General features: G+C 43.6%; 24 protein-coding genes and 2 pseudogenes. 16 read left to right on the top strand and 10 right to left on the bottom strand.

The features are described from left to right. Nucleotides 1–20: 20 nt before the first annotated feature. Nucleotides 21–317, bottom strand: a complete 297-nt coding sequence (locus G603_RS20505; RefSeq protein ID WP_026519436.1) for a DUF6110 family protein — start codon at nucleotides 315–317, stop codon at nucleotides 21–23. Between the two features lie 264 nt (nucleotides 318–581). Beyond that, nucleotides 582–1,004, bottom strand: coding sequence for a flavodoxin (locus G603_RS0114000; protein ID WP_026670622.1), 423 nt, complete (start codon nucleotides 1,002–1,004; stop codon nucleotides 582–584). A gap of 162 nt (nucleotides 1,005–1,166) precedes the next feature. Between G603_RS0114000 and G603_RS0113995 the strand changes: the two genes are divergently transcribed. From G603_RS0113995 to G603_RS23255, 8 genes and pseudogenes are all read left to right on the top strand, one after another. After that, nucleotides 1,167–1,610, top strand: coding sequence for an ABC transporter ATP-binding protein/permease (locus tag G603_RS0113995; protein ID WP_026670621.1), 444 nt, complete (start codon nucleotides 1,167–1,169; stop codon nucleotides 1,608–1,610). Between the two features lie 77 nt (nucleotides 1,611–1,687). Then, nucleotides 1,688–3,244: a hypothetical protein gene (locus tag G603_RS0113990; RefSeq protein WP_026670620.1), complete on the top strand. Its 1,557-nt coding sequence runs from the start codon at nucleotides 1,688–1,690 to the stop codon at nucleotides 3,242–3,244. Between the two features lie 211 nt (nucleotides 3,245–3,455). Then, on the top strand, nucleotides 3,456–3,683 hold the full coding sequence (locus G603_RS0113985; RefSeq protein ID WP_026670619.1) for a FeoA family protein: 228 nt from the start codon (nucleotides 3,456–3,458) through the stop codon (nucleotides 3,681–3,683). Then, nucleotides 3,680–5,713, top strand: coding sequence for a ferrous iron transport protein B (gene feoB / locus G603_RS0113980; protein ID WP_026670618.1), 2,034 nt, complete (start codon nucleotides 3,680–3,682; stop codon nucleotides 5,711–5,713). Before G603_RS0113985 ends, feoB begins: the two co-directional genes overlap by 4 nt. A gap of 6 nt (nucleotides 5,714–5,719) precedes the next feature. Next, nucleotides 5,720–5,992, top strand: coding sequence for an Lrp/AsnC family transcriptional regulator (locus G603_RS20500; RefSeq protein ID WP_035793345.1), 273 nt, complete (start codon nucleotides 5,720–5,722; stop codon nucleotides 5,990–5,992). An 11-nt stretch (nucleotides 5,993–6,003) separates the two neighbouring features. Further along, a complete protein-coding gene (locus tag G603_RS0113970) occupies nucleotides 6,004–7,803 on the top strand; it encodes an ABC transporter ATP-binding protein (RefSeq protein WP_026670617.1) in 1,800 nt (599 codons plus the stop codon). Further along, on the top strand, nucleotides 7,781–9,514 hold the full coding sequence (locus tag G603_RS0113965) for an ABC transporter ATP-binding protein (RefSeq protein ID WP_026670616.1): 1,734 nt from the start codon (nucleotides 7,781–7,783) through the stop codon (nucleotides 9,512–9,514). Before G603_RS0113970 ends, G603_RS0113965 begins: the two co-directional genes overlap by 23 nt. Before the next feature lie 64 nt (nucleotides 9,515–9,578). Continuing rightward, a pseudogene (locus G603_RS23255) lies at nucleotides 9,579–9,710 on the top strand (diguanylate cyclase); the annotation flags it as partial. Here G603_RS23255 and G603_RS23320 read toward each other — a convergent pair. Continuing rightward, nucleotides 9,698–9,937: an AraC family transcriptional regulator gene (locus G603_RS23320; protein WP_196808080.1), complete on the bottom strand. Its 240-nt coding sequence runs from the start codon at nucleotides 9,935–9,937 to the stop codon at nucleotides 9,698–9,700. The pseudogene G603_RS23255 and the gene G603_RS23320 sit on opposite strands and share 13 nt — an antisense overlap. A 151-nt stretch (nucleotides 9,938–10,088) precedes the next feature. Between G603_RS23320 and G603_RS22450 the strand changes: the two genes are divergently transcribed. Next, entirely contained in the window at nucleotides 10,089–10,253 is a 165-nt protein-coding gene (locus tag G603_RS22450; RefSeq protein WP_155830959.1) for a hypothetical protein, read from the top strand. A 38-nt stretch (nucleotides 10,254–10,291) separates the two neighbouring features. Further along, complete coding sequence (locus G603_RS20495; RefSeq protein WP_051207903.1) at nucleotides 10,292–11,056, top strand: helix-turn-helix domain-containing protein; 765 nt, start codon at nucleotides 10,292–10,294, stop codon at nucleotides 11,054–11,056. On the opposite strand, the gene G603_RS0113950 is transcribed toward G603_RS20495, so the two are convergent. Both G603_RS0113950 and G603_RS20490 read right to left on the bottom strand, forming a co-directional pair. Next, nucleotides 11,040–11,222, bottom strand: coding sequence for a hypothetical protein (locus G603_RS0113950; RefSeq protein ID WP_026670615.1), 183 nt, complete (start codon nucleotides 11,220–11,222; stop codon nucleotides 11,040–11,042). The genes G603_RS20495 and G603_RS0113950 overlap by 17 nt on opposite strands. 62 nt (nucleotides 11,223–11,284) lie before the next feature. Beyond that, nucleotides 11,285–11,971, bottom strand: a complete 687-nt coding sequence (locus G603_RS20490) for a helix-turn-helix domain-containing protein (protein ID WP_081669944.1) — start codon at nucleotides 11,969–11,971, stop codon at nucleotides 11,285–11,287. A gap of 329 nt (nucleotides 11,972–12,300) precedes the next feature. On the opposite strand from G603_RS20490, the pseudogene G603_RS0113940 reads away from it, so the two are divergent. The 3 genes and pseudogenes from G603_RS0113940 to G603_RS0113930 form a co-directional block, all read left to right on the top strand. Further along, nucleotides 12,301–13,119: pseudogene (locus G603_RS0113940) on the top strand (ABC transporter ATP-binding protein); the annotation flags it as partial. Continuing rightward, nucleotides 13,116–13,907 (top strand): ABC transporter permease, encoded by a 792-nt coding sequence (locus G603_RS0113935; protein WP_026670613.1) that lies wholly within the window; start codon nucleotides 13,116–13,118, stop codon nucleotides 13,905–13,907. The pseudogene G603_RS0113940 and the gene G603_RS0113935, both read left to right, overlap by 4 nt. 11 nt (nucleotides 13,908–13,918) lie before the next feature. Beyond that, a complete protein-coding gene (locus tag G603_RS0113930; RefSeq protein ID WP_026670612.1) occupies nucleotides 13,919–14,719 on the top strand; it encodes an ABC transporter permease in 801 nt (266 codons plus the stop codon). Nucleotides 14,720–14,852: 133 nt separating this feature from the next. Here the strand turns inward: G603_RS0113930 and G603_RS0113925 are convergent, their stop codons facing one another. After that, nucleotides 14,853–15,539, bottom strand: coding sequence for an MIP/aquaporin family protein (locus tag G603_RS0113925; protein WP_026670611.1), 687 nt, complete (start codon nucleotides 15,537–15,539; stop codon nucleotides 14,853–14,855). A gap of 152 nt (nucleotides 15,540–15,691) precedes the next feature. On the opposite strand from G603_RS0113925, the gene G603_RS0113920 reads away from it, so the two are divergent. Together G603_RS0113920 and G603_RS0113915 are read left to right on the top strand one after the other, a co-directional pair. Beyond that, on the top strand, nucleotides 15,692–16,552 hold the full coding sequence (locus tag G603_RS0113920) for a DNA-3-methyladenine glycosylase family protein (RefSeq protein WP_035793343.1): 861 nt from the start codon (nucleotides 15,692–15,694) through the stop codon (nucleotides 16,550–16,552). Nucleotides 16,553–16,583: 31 nt separating this feature from the next. Then, complete coding sequence (locus G603_RS0113915; RefSeq protein ID WP_026670609.1) at nucleotides 16,584–19,046, top strand: glycoside hydrolase family 2 TIM barrel-domain containing protein; 2,463 nt, start codon at nucleotides 16,584–16,586, stop codon at nucleotides 19,044–19,046. 86 nt (nucleotides 19,047–19,132) lie between these two features. Here G603_RS0113915 and G603_RS0113910 read toward each other — a convergent pair whose 3' ends face one another. The 4 genes from G603_RS0113910 to G603_RS0113895 form a co-directional block, all read right to left on the bottom strand. Further along, on the bottom strand, nucleotides 19,133–19,885 hold the full coding sequence (locus tag G603_RS0113910; protein WP_026670608.1) for an amino acid ABC transporter ATP-binding protein: 753 nt from the start codon (nucleotides 19,883–19,885) through the stop codon (nucleotides 19,133–19,135). Between the two features lie 25 nt (nucleotides 19,886–19,910). After that, nucleotides 19,911–20,567, bottom strand: a complete 657-nt coding sequence (locus tag G603_RS0113905) for an amino acid ABC transporter permease (protein ID WP_026670607.1) — start codon at nucleotides 20,565–20,567, stop codon at nucleotides 19,911–19,913. A 21-nt stretch (nucleotides 20,568–20,588) separates the two neighbouring features. Then, on the bottom strand, nucleotides 20,589–21,380 hold the full coding sequence (locus G603_RS0113900; protein ID WP_026670606.1) for a transporter substrate-binding domain-containing protein: 792 nt from the start codon (nucleotides 21,378–21,380) through the stop codon (nucleotides 20,589–20,591). Between the two features lie 195 nt (nucleotides 21,381–21,575). After that, complete coding sequence (locus G603_RS0113895) at nucleotides 21,576–23,021, bottom strand: alpha-L-fucosidase (RefSeq protein WP_035793341.1); 1,446 nt, start codon at nucleotides 23,019–23,021, stop codon at nucleotides 21,576–21,578. Between the two features lie 230 nt (nucleotides 23,022–23,251). On the opposite strand from G603_RS0113895, the gene sdaAB reads away from it, so the two are divergent. After that, nucleotides 23,252–23,920 carry an L-serine ammonia-lyase, iron-sulfur-dependent subunit beta gene (gene sdaAB, locus G603_RS0113890; RefSeq protein ID WP_026670604.1) on the top strand — a complete coding sequence of 223 codons (669 nt, stop codon included), beginning with the start codon at nucleotides 23,252–23,254 and terminating at the stop codon, nucleotides 23,918–23,920. Nucleotides 23,921–23,922: the final 2 nt, after the last annotated feature.

Genomic DNA, 23,922 nt, shown 5'->3' with positions numbered 1-23,922 from the left:
TAAAGTTCAAGATATCTTACTTATGCATTAGCGGCTTCAGCTTCAGCGTTTGCCAGAACAGCCTTTGCATCCTCAATTTCTTTTGCTCTTTCATCAGCATATCGTTTTTCATTGATTTCCTTTGCATCAGCACTGATATCCTGACAATTCTCCTTGATATTAGTGTAGGTCTCAAGGCATGTATCCTTGCATCTGTATGCCGCAGCAGTTATATGTGTGTAGCATTTTTTGGCATCCTTGCTGGAGAGGAGCTTAACTCCTGCTGTACCTAGCGCGAAACCGCATGCCACCTTTCCTATTGTGCTCCAATTAATCATAGATAGTCCTTTCTGTACTTGGAAATGTACTCCGTTAATAGATTTGTCCATTAATTATAAAACAGCAAAGGGAGTGTAGAGGCGGCTAATGAGTGAGAATTTTTATCAACAAGGCAGTGGAATGGATATGTATAAAAACCGCAATTATGTCTTTATTTTGGGGTTAGCAAGTGCTAACAAAAAGTCAAGTAACTGATATTTGGACCAGGGGGACGGGGGTGTGGACCATTTTGGGGCCCTATAACCTCGTCCCCCCTGGCTCATTTAAGCTATCGCTCTGCCGAGTGCTGTGCAGTTTTCAAGGTCATCATCTGAAGGAGCATTGTTTGCGATTACGCTGTCTGTCACGAGATTTATGCTGCCTGACTTGCATCTGTCTTCCCAGTCGCGCATCCACTGACCATCACCCCAGCCATAGGAGCCAAAGAGCACAACCTTTTTACCGGAAAGAGAGCCTTCAACAGAAGAAAACATAGGATCAAACTCTGTCTCTTCAAGGACTTCAGCGCCCATTGCAGGACATCCGAAGGCTATTGCATCATAGCCGGAAACCATAGATGAATTAAATTCTGATGGCGAGAACATATCAACTGAAGCGCCGCTGCTTTCAGCGCCTGCCTTTACTGCCTCTGCCATTGACTGTGTGTTACCTGTACCACTCCAAAAAACTATTGCTACTTTACTCATACATTCCTCCTTTTTATTTAGGTTAGCTTATGCTAACATTATATGTGGCAGTGCCACATCGTCAATATGTTGCACTGAGAAAATATCTCAAAACTTGTCAAACCAGAGTTAGCTAATACTAACTCAAATCAAAAAGGAGGAACAGGTAATGTTTCCCCATACGTGGGGGAGTACAAAAAGTACACAGCCTTTGCAGCAATTATGATGTGCATAGGCATTGTGGCAAATATCTTGCCGTACTTTTTTCTGTATCAGATTATTTCACCGCTAACGCGAGGGGAGAGCATCAGTTTTTCGTATATCATGCTAAGGGTTCTTTACGTAGCAATATGTGAAGTCATTTATTCTTTTTCTTACGTACAAGGTCTTTCATTTTCACACATCAGCGCCTATAACACTCTGAAAAATATCAGAATTTCTCTGCAGGGAAAGCTTGAGAAACAGCCTCTTGGTAATATTCAGGAGCTGGGAACAGGGCGAATCAAGAAGGTTTTCACAGATGACATAGATCAGATTGAGCTGCTTCTTGCCCATGCAATTCCGGAAATAAATTTTGTAGATTTTGTGAACTTCAATTTTTTTGGAATCATTTTAGGTTCATTTTAGTTTTCTAATCCATAATCTCCACTAAAGCAAAGCATTGCGGATGCGATTTTCAAAGGAAATATCAAGGAGATTTTATAATGAAAAGAAATGAACTTAGAAAAGTATTATCAATAGCAGCAATCACAGTGATGTGTGTAACCTTTACCGCATGTGGTACAAATACAGGAACAGTAAGCGGAGAATCTACGATTATTACTGATGAGGCTGCGCCTGAGGACAGCACAGTTTCTGCAGATGCGACAAGTGGAGAGGTACCTGCTGATAAACCTGAAGGTGAAATGCCGGAAGGGGAGACACCTCCGGAAAAACCTGATGGAGAAGCTCCTGACGGACAGGCCCCGAATGGAGCACCTGGTGAAAAACCTGACGGCGAAGCACCCGGAAATCCTCCTGAAGGAGGCGGATTTGGCGGTGGAAGCAGTAGCGCAGATATAGAGTATAAAGCCGCTGATGAGATAGTAGCTGCCGATTCGCAGGATGGAAAAACCTATGATAGCAGTGTTGCAGATGAGAGCGCACTTATGATAAGCACTTCAGAAGAGGTATCTATCTCAAATGCTAATGTTACAAAGACAGGCGACTCAGATGGTGGAGATAACTGCAATTTTTATGGGCTTAATGCTGCAGTTCTTGTGAAAGATGGCTCTACAACTACTATTACTGATAGCACGATTACTTCCGATGCTGACGGAGCAAACGGGGTTTTTTCCTACGGTGGTAATGGTGGAAAAAACGGAGCAGATGGTGATGGAACAAAGGTAATCATCGCTGATACAACTATTACCACCACAGGCGATGGGTCTGGCGGAATCATGACAACAGGTGGTGGTATCACAGAGGCATCAAATCTTACCATTGAGACTAGCGGAAGATCTTCAGCTGCCATAAGAACTGACCGTGGTGGCGGTACAGTTACAGTCGACGGTGGCAGCTATACAACAAATGGACTTGGATCACCTGCGATTTATTCAACCGCAGATATTACAGTTTCTAACGCAACACTCACTTCAAATTTGTCAGAAGGTGTATGTATTGAAGGAATTAATTCCATTACATTAAATGACTGCGACATGACGGCAAACAATACAGATACCAACGGTAATGCCACCTTTTATGACACTATCATGATCTATCAGTCTATGTCCGGAGATGCGGACAGTGGAACTTCCACATTTACAATGAATGGTGGAACACTGACGAGCAAAAATGGTCATGTTTTTCATGTGACAAACACACAGGCTGTGATCAATCTTGATAATGTAAAGATTGTTAATGAGGATTCAGCGAATGTTCTTCTCTCGGTTTGTGCTGATGGATGGAAGGGAGACAGTAACGTTGCTACAGTAAATGCAAGCAATCAGACACTTGATGGAACAATTCTCGTAGGAAGTGATTCTGAGCTTACTTTAAACCTTACTGATGGTTCAGATTTTACAGGTGCAATTGATGGTAATATCACAAATGCCAAGGGTGAGAGCGTTTCTACAGAAGTAGGAACAGTTTCAGTATCTATCGATAAAAGCAGTACATGGACACTTACTGCAGACACATATATCACATCTTTTGATGGAGATATGTCCAGCGTGAATACAAATGGATATACACTTTATGTAAATGGCGAAGCTATGAATTAAACAGAACTGTCCCAGGGGGACGGGATATGGAGTTAAAATAAACGACTCTGTACCCCGCCCCTCATTTTTTATTAATCCTAAAACGGCAGAGCAGATGCAGGAGGAGCAAATGGTTGAGAACTTTTTTCATTAAACTCAAAACATCATTTAATATAAGAAAAATGTGCTATCATTCAGTTAGCATTCGCTAACATTGAGAGAGGAGAAAGTTATGAGTTTAAGTGAAGTAAGGGAAAACAACGATGCTGTAATCACAGCAATCAATGGCGACACAAGATTTATGAGCCGTATCACATCGATAGGTTTGACACCCGGATGCAAGGTCAGTGTCATCAAAAATGATAGTAATAGACCCATGCTTGTCTATTCAAGAGATACCATGATCGCACTGAACCGCAGAGAATGCAATGGAATCATGGTTGAGGAGGTGACAGTATGAGCGCAGCTGCAACTATAGCCCTCCTGGGACAGCCTAATTCGGGCAAGTCAACTTTGTTTAATGCGCTTACAGGCCTTCGTCAGCATGTCGGCAACTGGCCGGGTAAGACAGTTGAGAAAAAAGAAGGCTCTTTTACCTATGGTGGAAAAGAGTATAACGTTGCAGATTTACCGGGATCATACAGCTTATCGGCAAACTCCGATGAAGAGGTCATCACGAGAGACTTCATCACTTCAGGAAAAGCAGATGTGGTCTGTATCCTGGCAGACAGTTCACAGCTTCAGAGAAGCCTTTTCATGCTGGCTGATTATGCCGGAATCAATGCACCATGTTTTCTATTGCTCAACATGGCGGATGTCGCTGCAGATCAGGGGAAAAAGATTGACGCAGCAGCTATAGAGGAGAAGCTTGGAATTCCGGTAATACCCTTTTCGGCAACAGATGTGAAGTCCTACGATGAATTTTATAGGACCTTGGAAAAAGCTATCAGGAAGGATTCAAGACTTGATGTTTCGGGGCTTAAAGAGCAGTACGAGAGCATTAAGGAATATCAGGAAATCTGTAACCTGATTCCGGAAGGCATTATTCCGGGATATTCTTCAATGTGGCTTACTTCTAAGGTTTTGGAGAACGACAGAGTAGTAGTGGGAAAACTGGGTAATGCACTCGATGCAGAAACGTTCGACAGAATAAAGGAAATAAGAAAATCGTCTCAGGGGGCTGTGGCAGTCGGAGGCTGCAAGTTTGCATGGATTGATGATGTTATCGATGGTGCAATCCAGTCTAAATCAGTAAAAGTGACCCTTGGTAAGCTTGACCGTATTTATACAAGTAAGGTCTGGGGAAAGCCTGCAGTTATTCTTACGGTTCTGTTGGGGCTTATAGCATCTTTTATTCCGGCTATTCCGCCTATGATCATTGGCGAGCTCGTTCTAATGCTTAAAGAGCCTGTCGCTGCAGGATTATCAGCTATTGGATGTGCTGAATTCATAATTCTTATCGCTACAGATGTAATTATCCAATCATTTTCATATATTTTCAAAATGTTGGGATTTGTTTTTGGAGTAACTCTTGTATTTGGCCTTCTTGAGGAGGTTGGCATCATGGCCCGCATCTCCTATGTGTTTGACAATACAATGGGGAAACTGGGACTTCAGGGCAAATCTGTTATGCCTTTCCTTGTAAGCTTTGGTTGCACTATGGGTGGTGCGGCAGGAGCAAGAGTTATCGATAACTGGGGGCAGAAGGTTTTGACAATCGCTCTAGCATGGGCAGTTCCCTGTGGCGCAGCATGGGCTACTATCCCTATGCTTTCATCTATATTCTTTGGACCCGGCGCAGTTTTGGTGGTCACTGTAATCCTTCTTACAATGCTTTTACATATGTATGTGACAGCAAAAATCTTTGGGGCAAAGCTTGTTCAGAAAGAAGATCGCTACGGAATGATCATGGAACTTCCTCCGTATCACAAGCCGAAGTGGGGAGCACTTTTCAGATATGTATTTGGAAGAACAAAAGAGACATTTATCAGAGTAACAAGTGTGGTACTGCTTGTCTGTGGTGTATTCTGGCTCCTTAGCTATTCTCCATCGGGAACAGGCGGAATCCTGTACACAATCGGTGTAGCGATAGAGCCTGTAACAAAGTTCTTTGGTATGCCATGGCAGTTATTCCTCTCATACTTAGCATCGGCTATAGGAAAAGAGGGCGCTATCGGTGTTATCAGCGCACTTTATAGCGGTGGTTCATACAGTGCTGCATTTACCAATGCTATGAGTGGTGCCGGATCAACAGCAAATATGGCAAATGGTGTGACCTTAAGCTCTATTCTTCTTGCAAACGTAACAAAGCCGGAAGCATTAGCATTTATCTTTGCCATGACCTTCAACATGCCTTGCGTTGTTGCTCTGGCAGCGACATATCAGGAGACACATTCAGCGAAATGGACAGGAAGGATTGTGCTGTATTACACGGCAGTGTCTCTTTTGCTGGCGTTTATCGCATATCATGTTGGAATGCTTATTTGGTGATGAAAAATGGAACAATTATTGGAATTACTTAAGGATGGCCATGCCAGAACTACGAAACTTCTTGCAATGGAACTTCATACCAGTGAGGAAGATGTTTCCAGACAGATGGAATATCTCGAGAACATGGGAATCATAAAAAGAGTTATCTTTTCATCGAAAGGATGCTCAGGGTGCAGTGGATGTTCATCCGGAAGTCACTCAGATGGACATACCTGTAAAGGATGCCTTCCTCAGGATGGATTTCAAAACATGGGCCAAATGTGGGAAGTCGTGAAATAAGAAGGGGAAAAATGAATAGAAATAAAAGTGTTATATCGCAGCTATTGGATTACGCAGGTAATCACAAGTATTTAACTATCAGTTCATGGATTCTGGCCGCAATAAGCGCCTTGGTTGCATTGGTGCCGTTTTATTATATCTGGTGCATCATCAAGGAAGTTGTGGAGGTCAGACCTGATTTTTCAAAGGCAACGCACATAGTCAGCTATGGCTGGAGCGCCGTGGGAATGAGTCTTCTTGCGATGTTTCTGTACATCTCAGCGCTGATGTGCTCCCATTTAGCAGCCTTCAGAGTTCAGACAAATATGAGAAAAGCCATGATGGAGCACGTTATGAAGCTTCCTATGGGGTACATTGAATCCGAAGGAAGCGGCAAGATCAGGAAAATCGTGGCTGAGTCCAGCGCAGCAACGGAGACGTTTTTGGCACACAGTCTTCCGGACAAGGCAGTCAGCTACGCCACACCGGTTGGTCTTATCGCGATGCTCCTAATATTTGACTGGAGGATCGGCCTTATCTGCCTCGTGCCTGCGGTTTTAGCCTTCCTTATGATGGGAGGAATGATGGGGGAAAAGATGCAGAATGACATGAAAGAGTATCAGAATGCTCTTGATGAGATGTCTGCAGAAGCGGTTGAATATGTCAGGGGAATTCCCGTTGTAAAGACCTTTGGTCAGTCAGTTTTTTCTTTCAAAAGATTCAAAGAAGCCATCGATAAATATGAAAAGTGGACAATCACCTACACCATCGGCATGAGAATGCCTATGATAGGCTTTACCACAGCTGCGAATGCAGTGTTTGCAGCCCTTGTGGCCTGCAGTTTTATCTTCGCAAGAAACGGCGTTTCAAATACATTCCTATACAACATTCTCTTTTACATCATCATCACACCGATCCTGACGGTTACCCTCATGAAGGTGGCCTATGCCGGTGAGAGCCAGATGATAGTAAAAGATGCTCTAAACAGAATGTATGAGCTTCTTGATGTAGAGCCTCTTAAGGAAGCTTCTAATCCGCAAAATCCCAAGGATAGCAGCATAAAGATTGAAAATATCATATTTACATACGATGAAAAGAAGGCCAACGCCATTGACGGCATAAGTCTTGATATTAAGCCCGGAGAACATGTGGCATTCGTCGGTCCTTCCGGCGGCGGCAAAACAACCCTCGCTTCCCTTATCGCAAGATTCTGGGATGTGAAGCAGGGCAGCATCAAAATCGGCGGCGTAGATGTAAAGGATATTTCCTCGGCAGATCTGATGAAAAATGTATCCTACGTTTTTCAGGACAGTAAACTCCTTAAGATGTCCATCCTTGATAATGTCAGGATGGGAAAGCCTGATGCCACAGAAGCAGAAGTGGTGCAGGCCCTTAAAGACGCCATGTGCTGGGATATTATCGAAAAGCTGCCTGATGGCATACACACCATGATAGGTAGCAAGGGAACCTATGTCTCAGGCGGAGAAGCTCAGCGAATTTCTATAGCGAGAGCTTTCCTTAAAAATGCTCCGATCCTTATTCTGGACGAAGCCACAGCCTTTGCAGATCCTGATAATGAGATCATGGTCCAGAAAGCCTTCGCAAATCTGTCTAAAGATAAAACAGTCATCATGATTGCGCATCGCCTATCAACTGTGGTGGATGCAGATAAAATCTGCGTTCTTTCAGATGGCAAAATTGTAGAAAGTGGAAAGCACGATGCCCTGCTTGCAAAGGGCGGAATTTACGACCACATGTGGAATGAGTATAAGAAATCAGTTAATTGGAAAATGGGAAGGGAGCAGGACAATGATAGAAAAGTTACAGCATAAATATGCGCTCTCTGAGCAGGGAGCAAAAGATATGGTAAAGGCTTTCGGAGCCTGCACCTTAGCAAATCTGGCACAGATGATGCCAGTAGGAATTCTTTTCATGATGACGGGAGATCTACTAAACGGCGAGATTCCGGGAAATCATGTAAGAATATTCATACTGGGTTCCGTGATATGCCTTTTACTTGTAGCATTTACTGAATATTTGCAGTACAATGCCACTTTCTTTTCAACCTATGTAGAAAGCGGCGTAAGAAGACGTTCTCTAGCTGAAAAACTTAGAAGAATCCCGCTTTCATTTTTCGGAAAAAAGGACTTAGCTGACCTTACAAACACTATCATGGCGGACTGTGCAATGCTTGAAACCGCTTCATCGCACTGGCTTCCGGAGCTGGTTGGTGCCTTCATTTCAACTACCATTGTAGTCATCAGCCTTTTCTTCTTTGATGCCAGAATGGCCATAGCTGCAGTGTGGGTGCTCCCTATAGCCTTCATTATTGTCTTTTCATCAAGACATGTAATGCACAAGGTGAACCGAAAGGGAAGCAAATACAAGGTTGCCTGCCTAGACGGTATTCAGGAAGCGCTGGAAACAGTGAGGGATTTAAAGGCTTATAACGCCCAGGACACATATATGGTGGGACTTAATAAAAAGATTAAGGCTGTTGAGTCCCACACTATTTTCACAGAATTCGTAAACGCAGCATTTGTCAGCAGCTCCCAGATGATTCTGAAGTTAGGAATCGGAACGGTGGCTATTGTTGGTTCATCACTTCTTATGAAAAATGAGATAAATGTCGTTACTTTCTTTATGTACCTGCTGGTGGTTTCAAGAATGTATGAGCCACTGCAAATATCTCTGATGAATTTCTCGGCCCTCATCGCAACCGATACTCAGTGCGAGCGAATGGATGAGATTTTGTCTCACTATGAGCAGACCGGAAGTGATGAGCTGACAAATCAGAACTATGATATTGAATTTAAGAATGTGCGGTTTTCATATGAGGATGGGGAAACAGTGCTTAAGGATGTGAGCTTCGTCGCCAAGCAGGGGGAGGTTACAGCCCTTATTGGTCCCTCCGGCGGTGGAAAAACAACGGTTTCAAGGCTTGCTGCCAGATTTTGGGATATTGAAAAGGGACTTATCACTGTTGGAGGCATGGATATTTCCAAGATTGACCCTGAGAAGCTCCTTTCCATGTATTCAATAGTTTTCCAGGATGTCACGCTTTTCAATAATACTGTTCTTGAGAATATCCGAATCGGCAAGAAGGAAGCTACGGATGAAGAGGTCAAGGCTGCAGCAAAACTCGCCCACTGCGACGAATTCATTGAAAAACTTCCTGAAGGCTACAACACACTTATTGGTGAGAATGGTTCAGAGCTTTCAGGGGGAGAGCGCCAGAGAATCTCTATCGCCAGAGCCTTCCTCAAGGATGCGCCTATCATACTGATGGACGAAGCCACCGCATCTCTTGATGTGGACAACGAGTCGCTGATACAGGAAGCAATAAGCGATCTCATCAAGAATAAGACAGTGCTTATCATCGCCCATCGCATGAGAACTGTGGACGGCGCCGACAAGATAGTAGTTCTCAAGAATGGAAAAGTGGCAGAGTCAGATTCACCTGCAAAGCTGAGGGAAGCTGACGGAATTTACAGTCATATGCTTGCAGTTCAGATGCAGACTGAAAATTGGAAAATGGCATAATTAATCTTTGCGCACAATTAGATTGGACATTGACACGGCGTGTAAGTCGGTGCTATATTCATGAAAGCATCCCCTTGAGAAGCTTGGAATTGAAGGCGATTTTGAAGGAATCGGACACTGCGCTCTTGGATATGCAGCAGAACCTGCTAAGGATGCTGCTCCCAGAAAGGCTAATTACGTTTATTACGCAGAATAAATAAGAATATAGAGATAAAAACATTCTGAACAAGTGTAAAACAGACCATTATTAGTGTAATGATGGTCTGTTTTTTTTCGTGAAATGTGGTGCTTATACTCTCTATCCCGGAACTGTTTTGGAGTTATTCCATTCTTTTTACGGAAGGCCTCTGTGAAGTGGCTCTGAGAGCCAAGAGCCAGAAAGCTGCTTATCTCGGAGCAGGAGTATAAATAACTTAGAAACAAACAAGGCAAGCGCTTCAAGCAATGAACAACAAATAGAAACAAAAACAAATGAATATTATGTTTTCAAAACCGGTTAAGAAGCATAATACAGACATAAGGAAACACAAACAACCAATCAACCAGACAATAAACAATTTTAGGAGGAAGTACCATGAGATTTAACGACGTTCAGGATACAAGAAAAGCAGAAGTAAAAAAAGAGCAGAGAAATGCAGCAGTTCAGAAGATGTATTCACAGTTTATAGAGAGTCTTTTCTGCATAACAATGTGCAACAGAAAAGCTATCATGGCATTTGGAGCTACATTCACAATCTGATACAATTAAATAAAAATTGTCTACTAAGGAGTGGGTGGATGCAGGATAAAGTGGTAAAACAGATGGAAGTGGCGCTTTCTGATTATCTGTTCAAGCAGAGAGAAGAGGAATTTGTCCATGCGACACTGAGTCAGGAAATGTCCGGATTTGATTTCGTAAAAAACGGTGATATATCCGGCTTAAAAAGGTTCCTAGTAAAGCATAGAAAGGCAAAATTTCCAAAGCTTTCACAGTCTCCTGTACTACAGGAAAGATACCTTTTTGTATCAGTAATAACCACATGCTGCAGAGTCTGCATCGAGAGCGGCATGCCATCCGATGAATCCTATGGATTATCTGACTTATATATTCTGAAGATGGACAAATTAAACTCGGCTGATGAAATAAAGGCTCTGTATGAGGAGATGATGCTGGATTATGCAGTAAGAATGAAGGCATATCATGAAAAGTCGACTGATTATTCGCCCAGAATCCTTCTATGCATGGAATACATCGAAAACCACATGCATGACAGAATAACCGTACAGACACTTGCAGATGAGCTTGAAATGAATGCATCATGGCTGTCTACTGTCTTTGCTAAGGAAGTTGGAGTCTCGGTATCAGACTTTATCAGGCAGAAAAAGATCTCCGCTGCGAAATTTCTTCTTTCATACAATGAATACACCTGTACTGACATTGCAGAATATTTAGGTTTTGCCGGGGAGAGCCATTTTTCTACTCTTTTCAAAAAATATGAAGGAGTCACGCCTAAGGAATACAGAAAGAAAACCTATAACAAAACATTTACAAATTTGGCATAAGCAAGCGGTATTTGTCAGTGTTTTCCCAAGCCTTAAGTATATTTAATGCCATTTTCAAATCTACAAGTGCGTCTTCTCTGTCGTAGGTAAAGTTTTCCGGGACAGAATCGAACAACTCAATGTTTTCAAGCTGTCCCAAAATGAAATTCTTTTTTCTGTATACCATATCTTCTCCCATCTCCAGTTTATGAGGCTCATTTTAAAACGCATAGGTCTGTTTTATTATGATTACTTCCCGCCGATTTTCCCAAACAGCATATCAGCTGTCTTTTCAAGCTCCATCCTCTCCTTGGTATTGTCGTAGGATGTTTCCTTATCGTCAATTCCCTTAACGACATCAATTGAGAAAAGACCGTCTCTATTGCAATAGAAAAAGATTTTGCGCACGCCGCTTATCTTGAATCTGGCATCTGCGCTTCCTTCAGGATAGAGCTTTACCATCTGAATTCGATCCGGGGAAGATGCTGCAATAAAGGATATGTAGTGATCCTTGGTCATTTCGTGGTCGATTCTGACATAATACTCATCTTCAACACGTTCAATGAAAATCATGTGGTTTTCATCGGTCTGCTCCGGCTCTGCGGGGAGGAGCTGCACGCCATGGCACTGAATCACTGCCTCGCCCATGCTGTGAATTGCATTTCCGCAAACGGGACAAACATAGAATTTTGAACGCATCATGTTTGCGGATACATTTTCGTTTTTGATCTTGTTGCCGGAAATCAGCTCTGTCACTGAAATTCTGAAGGCGTCCGCAATTGGCTCAAGGAGGGTTATGTCAGGATAACCTTTTCCCGTTTCCCATTTTGAAACTGTTTTATCGGTCACGCCAAGAAGCTCAGCAAGCTGGAGCTGTGTCATTTTCTTTTGTTCGCGCATTTCCTTAATTACTGCGCCTGTTACATATTGATTCATGGTCTATACCTCCATAAGTTCATTATCATTAAAGCTCTTATAGAAATATTAACGTAGCAAGCATACCATAACCACCTACGGAAAGTAGAGTTATTTTCTAATTCTTTTAACAATTAATGCGAGAATTTGGTAGAATATTCTGAGGCAATCAGAAAGTTTTTGTTGGATTAAAGGGAAGCATAATGAGTTATATAGAAGTTAACAACTTACAAAAGAGCTTTGTTGTTAAGAAGAAACGTGAAAAAGGAAGGCTTTTAAGGGAAAAAGATACGGTCAACGCCCTTAAAGGCATTTCTTTTTCTGTTGATAAGGGAGAACTTGTAGGATACATAGGTCCCAACGGAGCAGGAAAATCAACTACAGTTAAAATTCTTTCGGGAATTCTTACGCCGGATGGAGGAAGTGCTACTGTGGGCGGTCTTGTACCATGGCATGAGCGCAAGGCACATGTAAAAAATATCGGAGTAGTGTTTGGGCAGCGAAGCCAGCTGTGGTGGGATGTTCCCATTATAGACAGCTACTCACTTCTTAAGGATATTTACAGGATTCCGCAAAGGGACTATGAATCGAGATTAAAGGAGCTTTCTGAGGCCCTTCAGCTTGAGGAATTCATGAAAACTCCCTTAAGACTTCTAAGTCTTGGTCAGAGAATGAGAGCTGAGCTATGCGGATCCCTTCTGCATAGACCCGAGCTCCTTTTTCTTGATGAGCCTACGATAGGCCTCGATGCAGTAAGTAAGCTTTCACTTCGTGAGTTTTTAAAATGGGAAAATAAAGAGCATGGCACCACAATCATGCTCACAACCCACGATATGGAGGATATTGCGGCGCTGTGTTCCAGAGTTATGGTTATCGGCCATGGGCAGAAGCTTTTCGATGGAAAATTAAACGATCTTCTTGAACGCTTCGATACCGTGCGTAATGTGCGGGTTAAATATGATGGAGCACTTCCTGAATTATCACTTCCTGATGGAGTAATATGTAGTAAAACAGAGGATGGAATAGAGCTTAGCTACAAGCCTGCAAAGCTTCCTACTGCGGAGCTTCTTTCAATTTTGCAGGATGCGGGAAACATCAGCGAGCTTACTTTACAGCCTGAAAACACGGATCATCTGATTGCTGCCATGTACAAGGAGCTTGACCTATGAGAGCTTATTTATCTGTATTTAAAATGCGCCTTCGCATGGAACTTCAGTATCGCGGCGCAATGATAGGAGGAATCCTCTGCCAGATGTTTTTTGGGCTTATTCTTGTGGCTCTGTACAGGGCACTTTATGAGGGTAAGCCTCAGTCTGTTCCCATAGAAAGTGTAGCCACTTATGTTTGGCTTCAGCAGGCATTTTTCAGAATGATGGTGGCCTCTGATGCGGATCTTTTAGATAAAATAAGGTCAGGTGATATATCCTATGATCTTTGCCGCCCGGTAAATATGTATGGATTTTACTATATGAGGGTTATGGCACAAAAGCTCATGGGCAGCGTAATGCGTGCGGTTCCGATGCTGATAATGGCATTTCTTTTGCCTAAGGGATGGGGCCTGGAAATGCCCTCATCATTCGCTGGATTTTTGGCATGTATTCCGGCTCTGGCTCTTGGACTTTTTTGCATGTGTGCCCTTGAAAACATAACCGTGGCATTTACCATGAGAACCCTTGATCCCAGGGGGATGCAGGGGCTTCTCAATCTTTTGATGATGACGTTATCAGGGAATCTTTTTCCGCTTAATCTTTTTCCTGAGAGTTGGCAAAAGATCATTACATTTTTCCCTTATGCGCAGCTTCTTGATGCGCCGATCAGACTATATACAGGGGAATATGCTCCCGCTAGTGCTTTTAGGGTATACGGACTACAGGCATTTTGGGTAGTTGCCCTTATATCTTTAGGCGCAGCTATGTGGAATGCAAACAGAAAGCGAATGATTGTGCAGGGTGGTTAAAGGAAAATCTAATGGACATATTCAGACTATATACAAAATCAATAGGAATGCTTCTAAAAAGCCATCTCCAATATACAAGTTCATTTATCATGCAGACTCTTGCCCAGCTTGTAATGGAGGGCGGAGAGATGATGGTGGTCATCCTGATCGTGGACAGATTTGAGAACCTTAAGGGATGGACCGGCGGGAATCTGTATTTCTTTTTTGGAATGATGTCGGTATCATTTTATCTCACGGAGTTGTTCGGAAGAGGAATAACAGGGGATTTTCCCATGATGGTAAGGACAGGGCGCCTTGATACCTTCCTTGTGAGGCCTAGAGGCGTGCTTACGCAGGTTCTTTGCGGAGGAACCGACCCCAGGAGAATCACTTGCATAGCAGTTGGAACGGCAGCGCTTGTAATGGGAAGCCGTCTTTCGGGGATGTCCTGGAATCTGCTGAAGGTATTGGCACTTGTGGAATCTATAGCAATGAGCATGCTTCTTATATTGGGATTATTTATGATAGAGGCGATATTCAGTATTTTCAGTGTAAAATCAGTGGAGCTTGTAAATGCAATTACCTACGGCGGACGAAGCGCATGCCAGTATCCGATAGATATTTACCCGCTTCCCCTTAGGGCTCTTTTTACAGTAATAGCACCCTTTGCGCTTACTCTTCATGTGCCGGCAGCATGGATTATGGATAAGCCGCTTTATGGATGGCCCACGTGGACAGCCTTTGTAACACCGCTTTCAGGTGCTGTGGTGTTTATAATCATGACAGCGCTGTTTCACCTTGCAATGAGACATTACAGATCGACAGGAAGCTGAGCAGAGCGCGAGTATTTCGCAAACGAAATTGTATTTAAAAAAGGCTGCCTACGGGATTAACCCGTAGACAGCCTGACTTGTTTTATGAAGTAATTATCAACTTATTTTAAAATCCGATAATGCTTACCGTGTATCAATCCTCAAGATATTTGTAAACGATAGCTGCCAGAGCTGCGCCTACAAGAGGACCTACGATGAATACCCAGAGAGCAGCCAGTGGAGCTGAGTTGCCTGAAATAGCAGCAAATATAGCGGGGCCTAAGCTTCTTGCAGGGTTAACGGATGTGCCTGTAAGGCCGATGCCAAGGATATGTACAAGAGTAAGGGTAAAACCGATTACAAGGCCGCCAAATGAGCCGTGATCTGCTTTTTTAGATGTAACACCAAGGATTGTAAGAACAAAGATGAAGGTGAGAATGATCTCAACAAGAAGTCCTGCTACGGGATTGCCTCCTACGCCTCCAAGACCGTTTGCGCCAAATCCGCCGGTTTTATCTACAACTCCGCCGGTTCCAAAGATAACAGCAAGAAGACCTGATCCGATAAGAGCGCCCAGGCACTGAGAAACAACGTATCCGATGAAGTCACTCTTTTCCATTCCGCCGCTTAACAGAACGCCAAGAGATACAGCGGGATTGATGTGACAACCTGAGATATTTCCTACACAATATGCCATACCTACAATGGTAAGACCAAATGCAAGAGCAGTCAGAAGGTAACCACTGCCGTTTGCTGCATCACAGCCCACCAGCATCGCTGTACCACAACCCAGGACAACAAGTACACAAGTTCCAATACATTCTGCGATATACTTCTTCATACCACAACCTCCTTAAAATAAATCATAGCATCCCCAAATAGCGATGAAAAATATACGTTTCACCATTATTTTACCCCTAAGAATTTTTCTATGGAAGCCTTTTTTAATAATTGGTAGAATTATTTATTATCAGTGTTAAGGAAGATATAATAATGAAAAATATCATTCAGATAGAAGATGACTTTGATCTTGAAAAAATAGCTGAAAGTGGACAGTGCTTCAGATGGCAAAGGCTGGATGAATATTGCGATGAAAAGCAGGCTACGGGGACACCGGAGAGGAAAAAGTACCGCATTCCCTATCGCGACAGCTGCCTTATCATCAGCGAAGCCGGGGATAAAAACTACGAGATTGACTGCAGCGAGGAAGAATTCAGAGAAATATGGTGGGATTATTTTGATCTTGGGACGAACTATGAGAAGGTCAGAAAGAGAATCCGCAAAAAGGACGATCCATTCCTCTACGAAGCGGCTAAGAGCTGTATGGGTATCAGAATTTTGAAGCAGGATCCCTGGGAGACACTTATCAGTTTTATCATTTCCCAGAACAGAAATATACCGGCTATAAAGCGCTCAATAGAGATACTTTGCAGCATAACGGGTGATACGAAAAAGGATTCTGAAGGACGAGAGTACTACGCTTTTCCCGGGGCTGAAGCGATAATGGCCATGAGCAGTGAGGAGCTTTCAGAATGTAAGCTTGGCTACAGAGATGAGTACGTGAGACTTGCCGCTGAGAATATAAAGAGCGGAGTCCTTAACCTTGAGGAATTATCCGCCATGAATGCAGATGACGCCATAGAAGGACTTATGGCTCAGAAGGGTATAGGACTTAAGGTTGCATCCTGCGTGGCACTTTTTGGACTTCATCAGCTTGATGCTTTTCCCGTTGATGTTTGGATAAAAAAGGTCCTTGCCAACGAATATCCAAATGGCTATCCTAAGGAGAAATACGCTCCCTATAGCGGCATTTATCAGCAATATATGTTTGCATATTACAGAGCAAAATATTGATTTTTTGAGCAATGGCAGGAGGAAATATTGTATGAAAAAACTAGAGTTGGATAAAGAATGGATGTTTCGAAGGGGATATTTGGATAGCATTACAATGCTTGAGAATACACCCGGAACGCTTGTTAATCTGCCTCACGATGGAATGATCGGGACTCCTGTGTCCGCTGATGCTCCTGCAGGTGTGGACATGGGCTATTTTACAGGCGGAATTTCGTGTTACACGAAATATGTTTATTTTCCCAAGGAGTGGGAGAGTGAGTGCATGGGTCTGTTATTTGATGGGGCTATGATGAACGCTACCGTTGAGATTAACGGAAGTAAAGCAGCCCTTTGGCATAACGGCTATGCACCTTTTTACTGCGATCTGACGGATTATGTGACCTTTGGCGAAGAAAATAGGATTACAGTACACGTAAATACAAGCATGCAGCCCAATTCCAGATGGTATACGGGATCAGGTCTGTACAGAGGCGTAAAGCTCCTCCATGGGCCAAGAGTTCACATCGTTCCTGATGGAATTTATGCTTATACAAAAGAAGTTTCGGACGGCTATGCTTTCCTGGAAGCCCTTGTGGAGGTAGAAAATGCCGGACTTGGAAACAGGATGGCGGAGATAACCGTGGACCTTATTAGCGACGCAACAGGCGAGACTGTTACGGAGACAAAGCGTGTTATTCAGGTATGTTCCGGCGTAATTGAGACTGCCAGAATGGCGTTTAATGTAGAAAATCCCATGCTTTGGGACACAGAACATCCAAATCTGTATCGTATTAAGGCTACAGTTAAGGATATTGGTGCCTACAGAACGCATTTTGTTGGAGAAGAGAATGGAACCACAGATGAGACTGAAGTACTGTTCGGAATACGCACAGTTACTGCGGATTCTGTGCGGGGACTTCGTATCAATGGAAAGAGTGTAAAGCTTAAGGGCGGTTGCCTTCATCATGATAATGGATTACTTGGCACAGTAACACTTCCTAAGATTGAGGAGAGAAAGATAAAGAAACTTAAAGAACTGGGCTTTAATGCGATCCGTACTTCTCATAATCCGCCTTCAGCAGCCCTTATTGAGGCCTGCGACAGAATAGGTATGTATGTCTTTGATGAGGCTTTTGATGCGTGGTCTATGGGAAAAAGAGGTGGAGACTACAACCAGTTCTTCGAGGCTGACTGGGAAAGAGATCTCACTGCTTTTGTAAAAAGAGACAGAACACACCCTTCAGTCATTATGTGGTCCACCGGTAACGAGATTCCGGAACGCGGAGGCCTTGGCGGTGGCTATACAAGGGCTACAAGGTTAGCACAGACCATAAGATACCTCGATGGCACAAGGCCTGTAAGCAACGGAATCTGTTCATTTTGGAGCGGCCTTGATGACGAGCTGGCAAAGGGACAGAATCAGGCTCAAAATGCCAGCGACGGCCTTAATACGAACCTTTGGGAAAAGGCCACAGAGCCTTTTACAAACGGAATGGATGTTGTGGGCTACAACTATATGGAAGACCTTTACGAGCGGGATCATGAGATGTTTCCTGAAAGAGTTATTTTGGGCTCAGAGAATTTCCCTAAGGAAATTGGCTTTAGATGGCCTCTTGTTGAAAAACTCCCTTACGTAATTGGTGATTTTACATGGACCGCATGGGATTATCTTGGTGAAGCCGGTATCGGAAAGGCTGTTTATTTTGATAAGGACGATCCAAATGCGCCAAAGCATCCATGGGATATAATGCCTCAGGGCACTTCTCCTTATCCCTGGAGAACAGCCAATGATGCGGATTTTGATATTAATGGAACGATGCTGCCTCAAGGCGCATACAGAAGCATAGTATGGGGAAGCGACAAGACTCATCTCTATTCCATGCATCCGGATACTTTCGATAAAACAGAGCTTATAAGTATGTGGGGATTCCCAGGAGTGATTTCATGCTGGAATTACAATGGATATGAGGGAAAGCCTGTTGAACTGGTGGTATTTTCAGGAGCTGAGGAAGTAGAAATCCTGGTAAATGGCACAAGTATCGGAAGGAAAAAGGTTCTGACAGAGAGACCTTTGCCTAACAGCGTTCGCTTCGAGACGGTTTATCAACCGGGAAGCGTAGTTGCCATAAGCTACCGTGATGGAAAAGAGATAAGCAGAGATACGCTTAAGACCACGGGAGAACCTGCAGAAGTAAGGCTTATTCCTGAAAGTACTGAAGCTCTCGCAGATGGTCATGACCTTATTTATGTTGCAGTAGAGATTGTTGATAAGGATGGATGTGTTGTTCCTGATGCAGAGGTGCCTCTTAAGGCTCAGGTCAGCGGAGAAGGCACGCTTGCAGGATTTGGATCTGCCAACCCCATCACAGAGGAAGATTATACGGATTCTCTGGCTGTGACCTACAGAGGACGGGCTATGGCCATTATCCGCTCAGGATATGATGCAGGAAGCTGCAGCCTGAGAATTGATGCAGAAGGATTAGGAAGCGCAGAAATAGGTCTTAATATGGCGTAAAAACCGCAATAAAACAGTGATAAGAAAAACAGACAGAAATCCGAATTTACCGAATATCTGTCTGTTTTTAGTTACAATGATAGTATTTACGAATTCAGTCTTGAGAGGAACTGCCTGGTTCGCTCCTCCTTGGGATTATTGATAAGATCTTTCGCAGGACCTTTTTCCAGGATTATTCCATCATCCATGAAAATAGCTTCGTCAGCTACGTCTCTTGCGAAGGTCATTTCGTGTGTAACGATGATCATTGTGGTGTGACGCTCGGCAAGGCGCTTGATAACTCTTAAAACTTCACCTGTAAGCTCGGGATCAAGAGCTGAAGTAGGCTCATCGAAGCACAGGATATCAGGCTTAAGTGCAAGAGCGCGGGCAATAGCTACACGCTGCTGCTGACCGCCTGAGAGCTGATGAGGATAGTTATCCATTCTGTCGGCAAGACCCATCTGATTCAGGAGTGATCGTCCATTTTCCATGATCCATTCTTTGTTTTTCGTATCCGCGGTCATGAGAGGCGCAAGTGTTACGTTCTCAAGGGCAGTGTACTGCGGAAACAGATTGAACTGCTGGAAAACAAGACCAAAATGAAGCCTGTTTTTCCTAAGTGCCTCCGGATCTGTTATAGGTGTTGAAGCGTCAAAAAGCTTCTCGCCGCGGACAGTAATTGTTCCCTCGTCCGGTGTCTCAAGGAAGTTAAGGCAGCGCAGAAGAGTGGTTTTTCCGCTTCCTGATGATCCAATGATGGATATGGTCTGTCCTTCCTCTAAGTCAAAGCTTATTCCCTTCAGGATTTCTGTATTATCGAAACTTTTTTTAATGTTTTTTACTTCTAAAATCGGCATATTTTTCACCAGTCTAACTAAATTATTATCTGAAATAGCTCAGCTTCTTCTCTATGTAACCAAACAGCAGTGTGAGAAGTCCGCTGAAAATGAGGTAGAATGCGCCTGTGTAGAACAAAGGCCAAATGATTCCGCTGCTCTTAATGAAGGCCTGACCGTTCCAAATGATCTCATATACGGCGATTACTCTTGCAAGAGACGTATCTTTTACAAGGGTGATAACCTCGTTTGAGATGGGCGGAACGATTCTTTTAATAACCTGAAGCAGGATAATCTTGCGGAAAATCTGACCCTTGGACATACCAAGTACCTGTCCGGCTTCGTACTGACCGACAGGTATTGACTGGATTCCACCTCTGTAAATCTCTGAAAAATAGCAGGCGTAATTTATTACGAAAGCCACCAAAGCTGCCAGAAATCTGCCTGAAGTGTCAGAACCCCATACATTTAGCCCCAGAAAAATACCGGGGCCGTAATAAATGATGAGGAGCTGAAGCATCAGCGGTGTTCCTCGTATGATCCATATAATAAATCGTATGGGATATTTGATCAGAGCTGTTTTACTCATGGAGCCAAAACTGATAAGCAGTCCCAGCGGCAGAGAAAACAGCAGTGTCAAAGCAAAAAGCTTAATTGTTCCCAGAAACCCTTCCAAGAGGGATAAGGTAACAGTCCAAAACATCTAAAAAATAACTCCTATCATTTACTGTGCGATCAGTGCATCCTGAACGCCATAAGTCTTGGCGATATCAATCATTGATCCGTCTTTATAAAATGCTGCAAGCTGATCGTTGATGTAAGAAGCAAGATCAGAACCCTTGCGGCATCCGATACCGTATTCCTCGGTTGTAAGCTCTACAGTGTGTGTAAGATCTGCGTAGCTTGTTCCCTCGCCTACCATAGCGCCTGCCATAAGAAGGTCGATGATGCATGCGCCTGATGTGCCTGCGTCTACTTCCATAACGGCATCAGCCTGTGATGTGAGAGAAGTGTACTCAAAACCGTTATCGATAGCTGCCTGCTCACCTGCTGAACCTGACTCAACAGCGAAGCTGAGACCTGATACAGAATCCTTGTCGCTGTAAGAAGCTGCATCAGCAGCGGGTACAACTACTACCTGTGCATTGTTGAGGTAAGGCTTTGTGCACTCCATGGCACTTGTAACCTCACTTGTGAGGGTCATTCCGTTCCAAACAACGTCGATTGACTTGTTCTCAAGCTCAAGAATCTTGTTGTCCCAATCGATTTCTACGAATTCAACCTTTACGCCAAGGGATTCAGCTACCTTTGAAGCCATATCAGCGTCAAATCCGATCCAGTTACCGTTGTCATCCTTGTAATCCATGGGTGCGAAATCTGTGATTCCAACGATAAGTGTGCCCTTATTCTTGATGTAGCTAAGGTCACTGTCAGCAGATGATGCGCTTTTGCCGCATCCTGTCATGCTCATTACCATTACAACCGCCATTGCCATAGCGAGTATCTTCTTTTTCATAATACAATTCCTCCTCTAAAAATTTAGTCTTGTAACACTTTACCATACTAAAATCTAATTGTAAACATAAGTTTTAACAAAAAAGCAATCTCTCCTAAAAAATAAAGAGAGATTGCCTTACTTTACAGTTTTTATTATGAATAATTTGCAATAAAAACCTTTCCGGTTAAGAGCCGGAGTGACGGTTTATAAAGATCAGAAGCTGATCTTAAGTGCTCCTGGCATGTGGGTATCGCGTCTTTCGGGAAGATCTACTACCAGAACTCCTGAGTGCTGGGAGAAGGTTACGTTTCCGCAGCCAAGATACTCTACGTTTTTAACTTCTTCTTCAGGCTTTAATGAGGTGATAACCGCTGTGTTTCTGCCTTCATTTTTCATTACAAAGGCATATAGAGTACCGTCTTTTTGTACAAAGCGGAAATCGTCGTCCTGCCAGTCAACCTGATCCTCGCGGAAGCCATCGATTATTACACCGGCATGACCTTCGCCTGATACACGGAACGGTCTGGTGCCATAGACAGCCTCGCCGTTAACTGCAAACCAGTCTGTAAGCTCTGAAAGGATGTATTCTGCCTCTTCATCGATGGTTCCATCCGGGCGCTGCAGGATGTTCAGCAGCATGGTGCCGTTTTTGGAGATGGAATCAATGAGAATATCAATGATGTGACGAGGCTTTTTGTATATGGCCTTTTTATCGTAGAACCAGCCGCCGATACAGGTCTCAGACTGCCACGGTACAGGTGAGATATCGGGAAGCTGGCTTCGCTCGATGTCAAGGGTTCCCACGGTATAGATATTCTCATTGCGGTTTTTCTGAGTGTAGATTGCCTGGTTTTTGCCATGGAGCTTCTCAGATGTGTTGTAAAGATGTGCAACAGCGTCAAGACCGTAGCGGTAGAGGCTGTTGTCATCCGGAATATCGTTGTCTTCAAAGGGAAGAGAGCTGTCGGAGTAGAGCATATCGGGCTGATAAAGGTCAATAATCTCGTGCATAACCTTCAGCCAGTACTCATGAAAAGCGGAGTTCTGAGTGAGCCATACCCACTTATCCTCTTCGCCTTCCTTTGCCACGTGCTCATAATTATCATGGTAAAAATCGCGGTATGCAGGATCATTTCCGTCATAGGGAATTCCCTTGTAGGGGCCGTAGGAATCGGCACCCTTATTGGAACGCCACCATGCAAAGGATGCGCCAAGGTGCTCGGTTAAGCCAAAGGGCAGATTGTATTTTTTTGCAGCTTCTTTCCAAAGACCGCAGATGTCTTTGTGAGGACCTACTTCCACGCTGTTAAAGCGGTTAAGTTTAGAAGCATAGTTGAAGAAATGATCATGGTGTGAGGCCTGTGCCACGAAAAATCTGGCGCCTGCTTTGTAATATTTCTCCATAAGTGCATCGGGATCGAAATTCTCTGCTTTCCAGAGTGCGCAGATATCCTTATATCCGAATTTTGAGGGATGACCGTAGGTACGAAGGTGATATTCGTACTGTTCAGTTCCCTGAATATACATATTTCTGGCATACCAGTCGCCACACATGGGAACAGACTGGGGACCCCAGTGACTCCAGATGCCGAATTTCGCATCACGGAACCAGTCAGGGCATTCGTGTTTTTTAAGTGATTCAAAGCTGGCTTCAAACATATTAAAGATCCTCTCTTAAGAAAGTTTATTTTCATTCGAGTAATATTTTAACCTATTAGTATTTTAAAAAATATGGTAAATATTGTTCCAAAAATGGGGATATTTTCATAGGTTTAATGGTGTGAAAAACATGCCAATTAACAAGCTTTTGATTTATAATTATGGAAGAAATGACACGTAAAAACGTAAGTCAGATCAGGTTTCTGAATAATAAAGGAGAGACTGTTAACGTGAATGTTTTTGACATTATCGGCCCTGTGATGATCGGGCCTTCAAGCTCACATACTGCAGGAGCGGTGCGGCTTGGAAGAGTCGTTAATAAACTTATAGATGACAGACCGCTAAAAAAGCTGGAGATTACTCTGTCAGGTTCTTTTGCCAAAACCTATAAAGGCCATGGAACTGACAGAGCTTTGCTTGCGGGAATTATGGGATATAAGAGCTATTCTCCGGAAATCAGGGACGCCCATGAGATTGCAAAAAAGCGTGGAATTGACTACACCTTTCTAAAGGAAAATATAAAGGGAGCACATCCCAACACAGCGCGGATTCAGTACTTTCTTGAGGATGGTACTGATGGCGTAATGCAAGGCGCAAGTATCGGCGGTGGCAATATCCTGGTTCAGCGGATAAATGGAATGAACGTTGATTTCAACGGTGAGAATACCACAATCCTTGTTATGCACGAGGATAAGCCCGGTGTAATCGCCAGCGTGACCAACATGATGCACTGGGAGTATGAGGATCTTAACATCTCCAATTTCCACCTCTCAAGGCAGGAAAAGGGCGGCGAAGCAATCATGACTATTGAGATAGACGGTCTGCCCCCGGAGACAATTGTTGATGAGATAAGAGGAATCGAGCACGTGAAAAATGCGATTCTGATAAGAAGGGTATGAAG

The organism is Butyrivibrio sp. AE3006 (assembly GCF_000424165.1).
Classification (GTDB): domain Bacteria; phylum Bacillota; class Clostridia; order Lachnospirales; family Lachnospiraceae; genus Butyrivibrio.
This window is presented reverse-complemented; position numbering and strand designations above follow the sequence as displayed.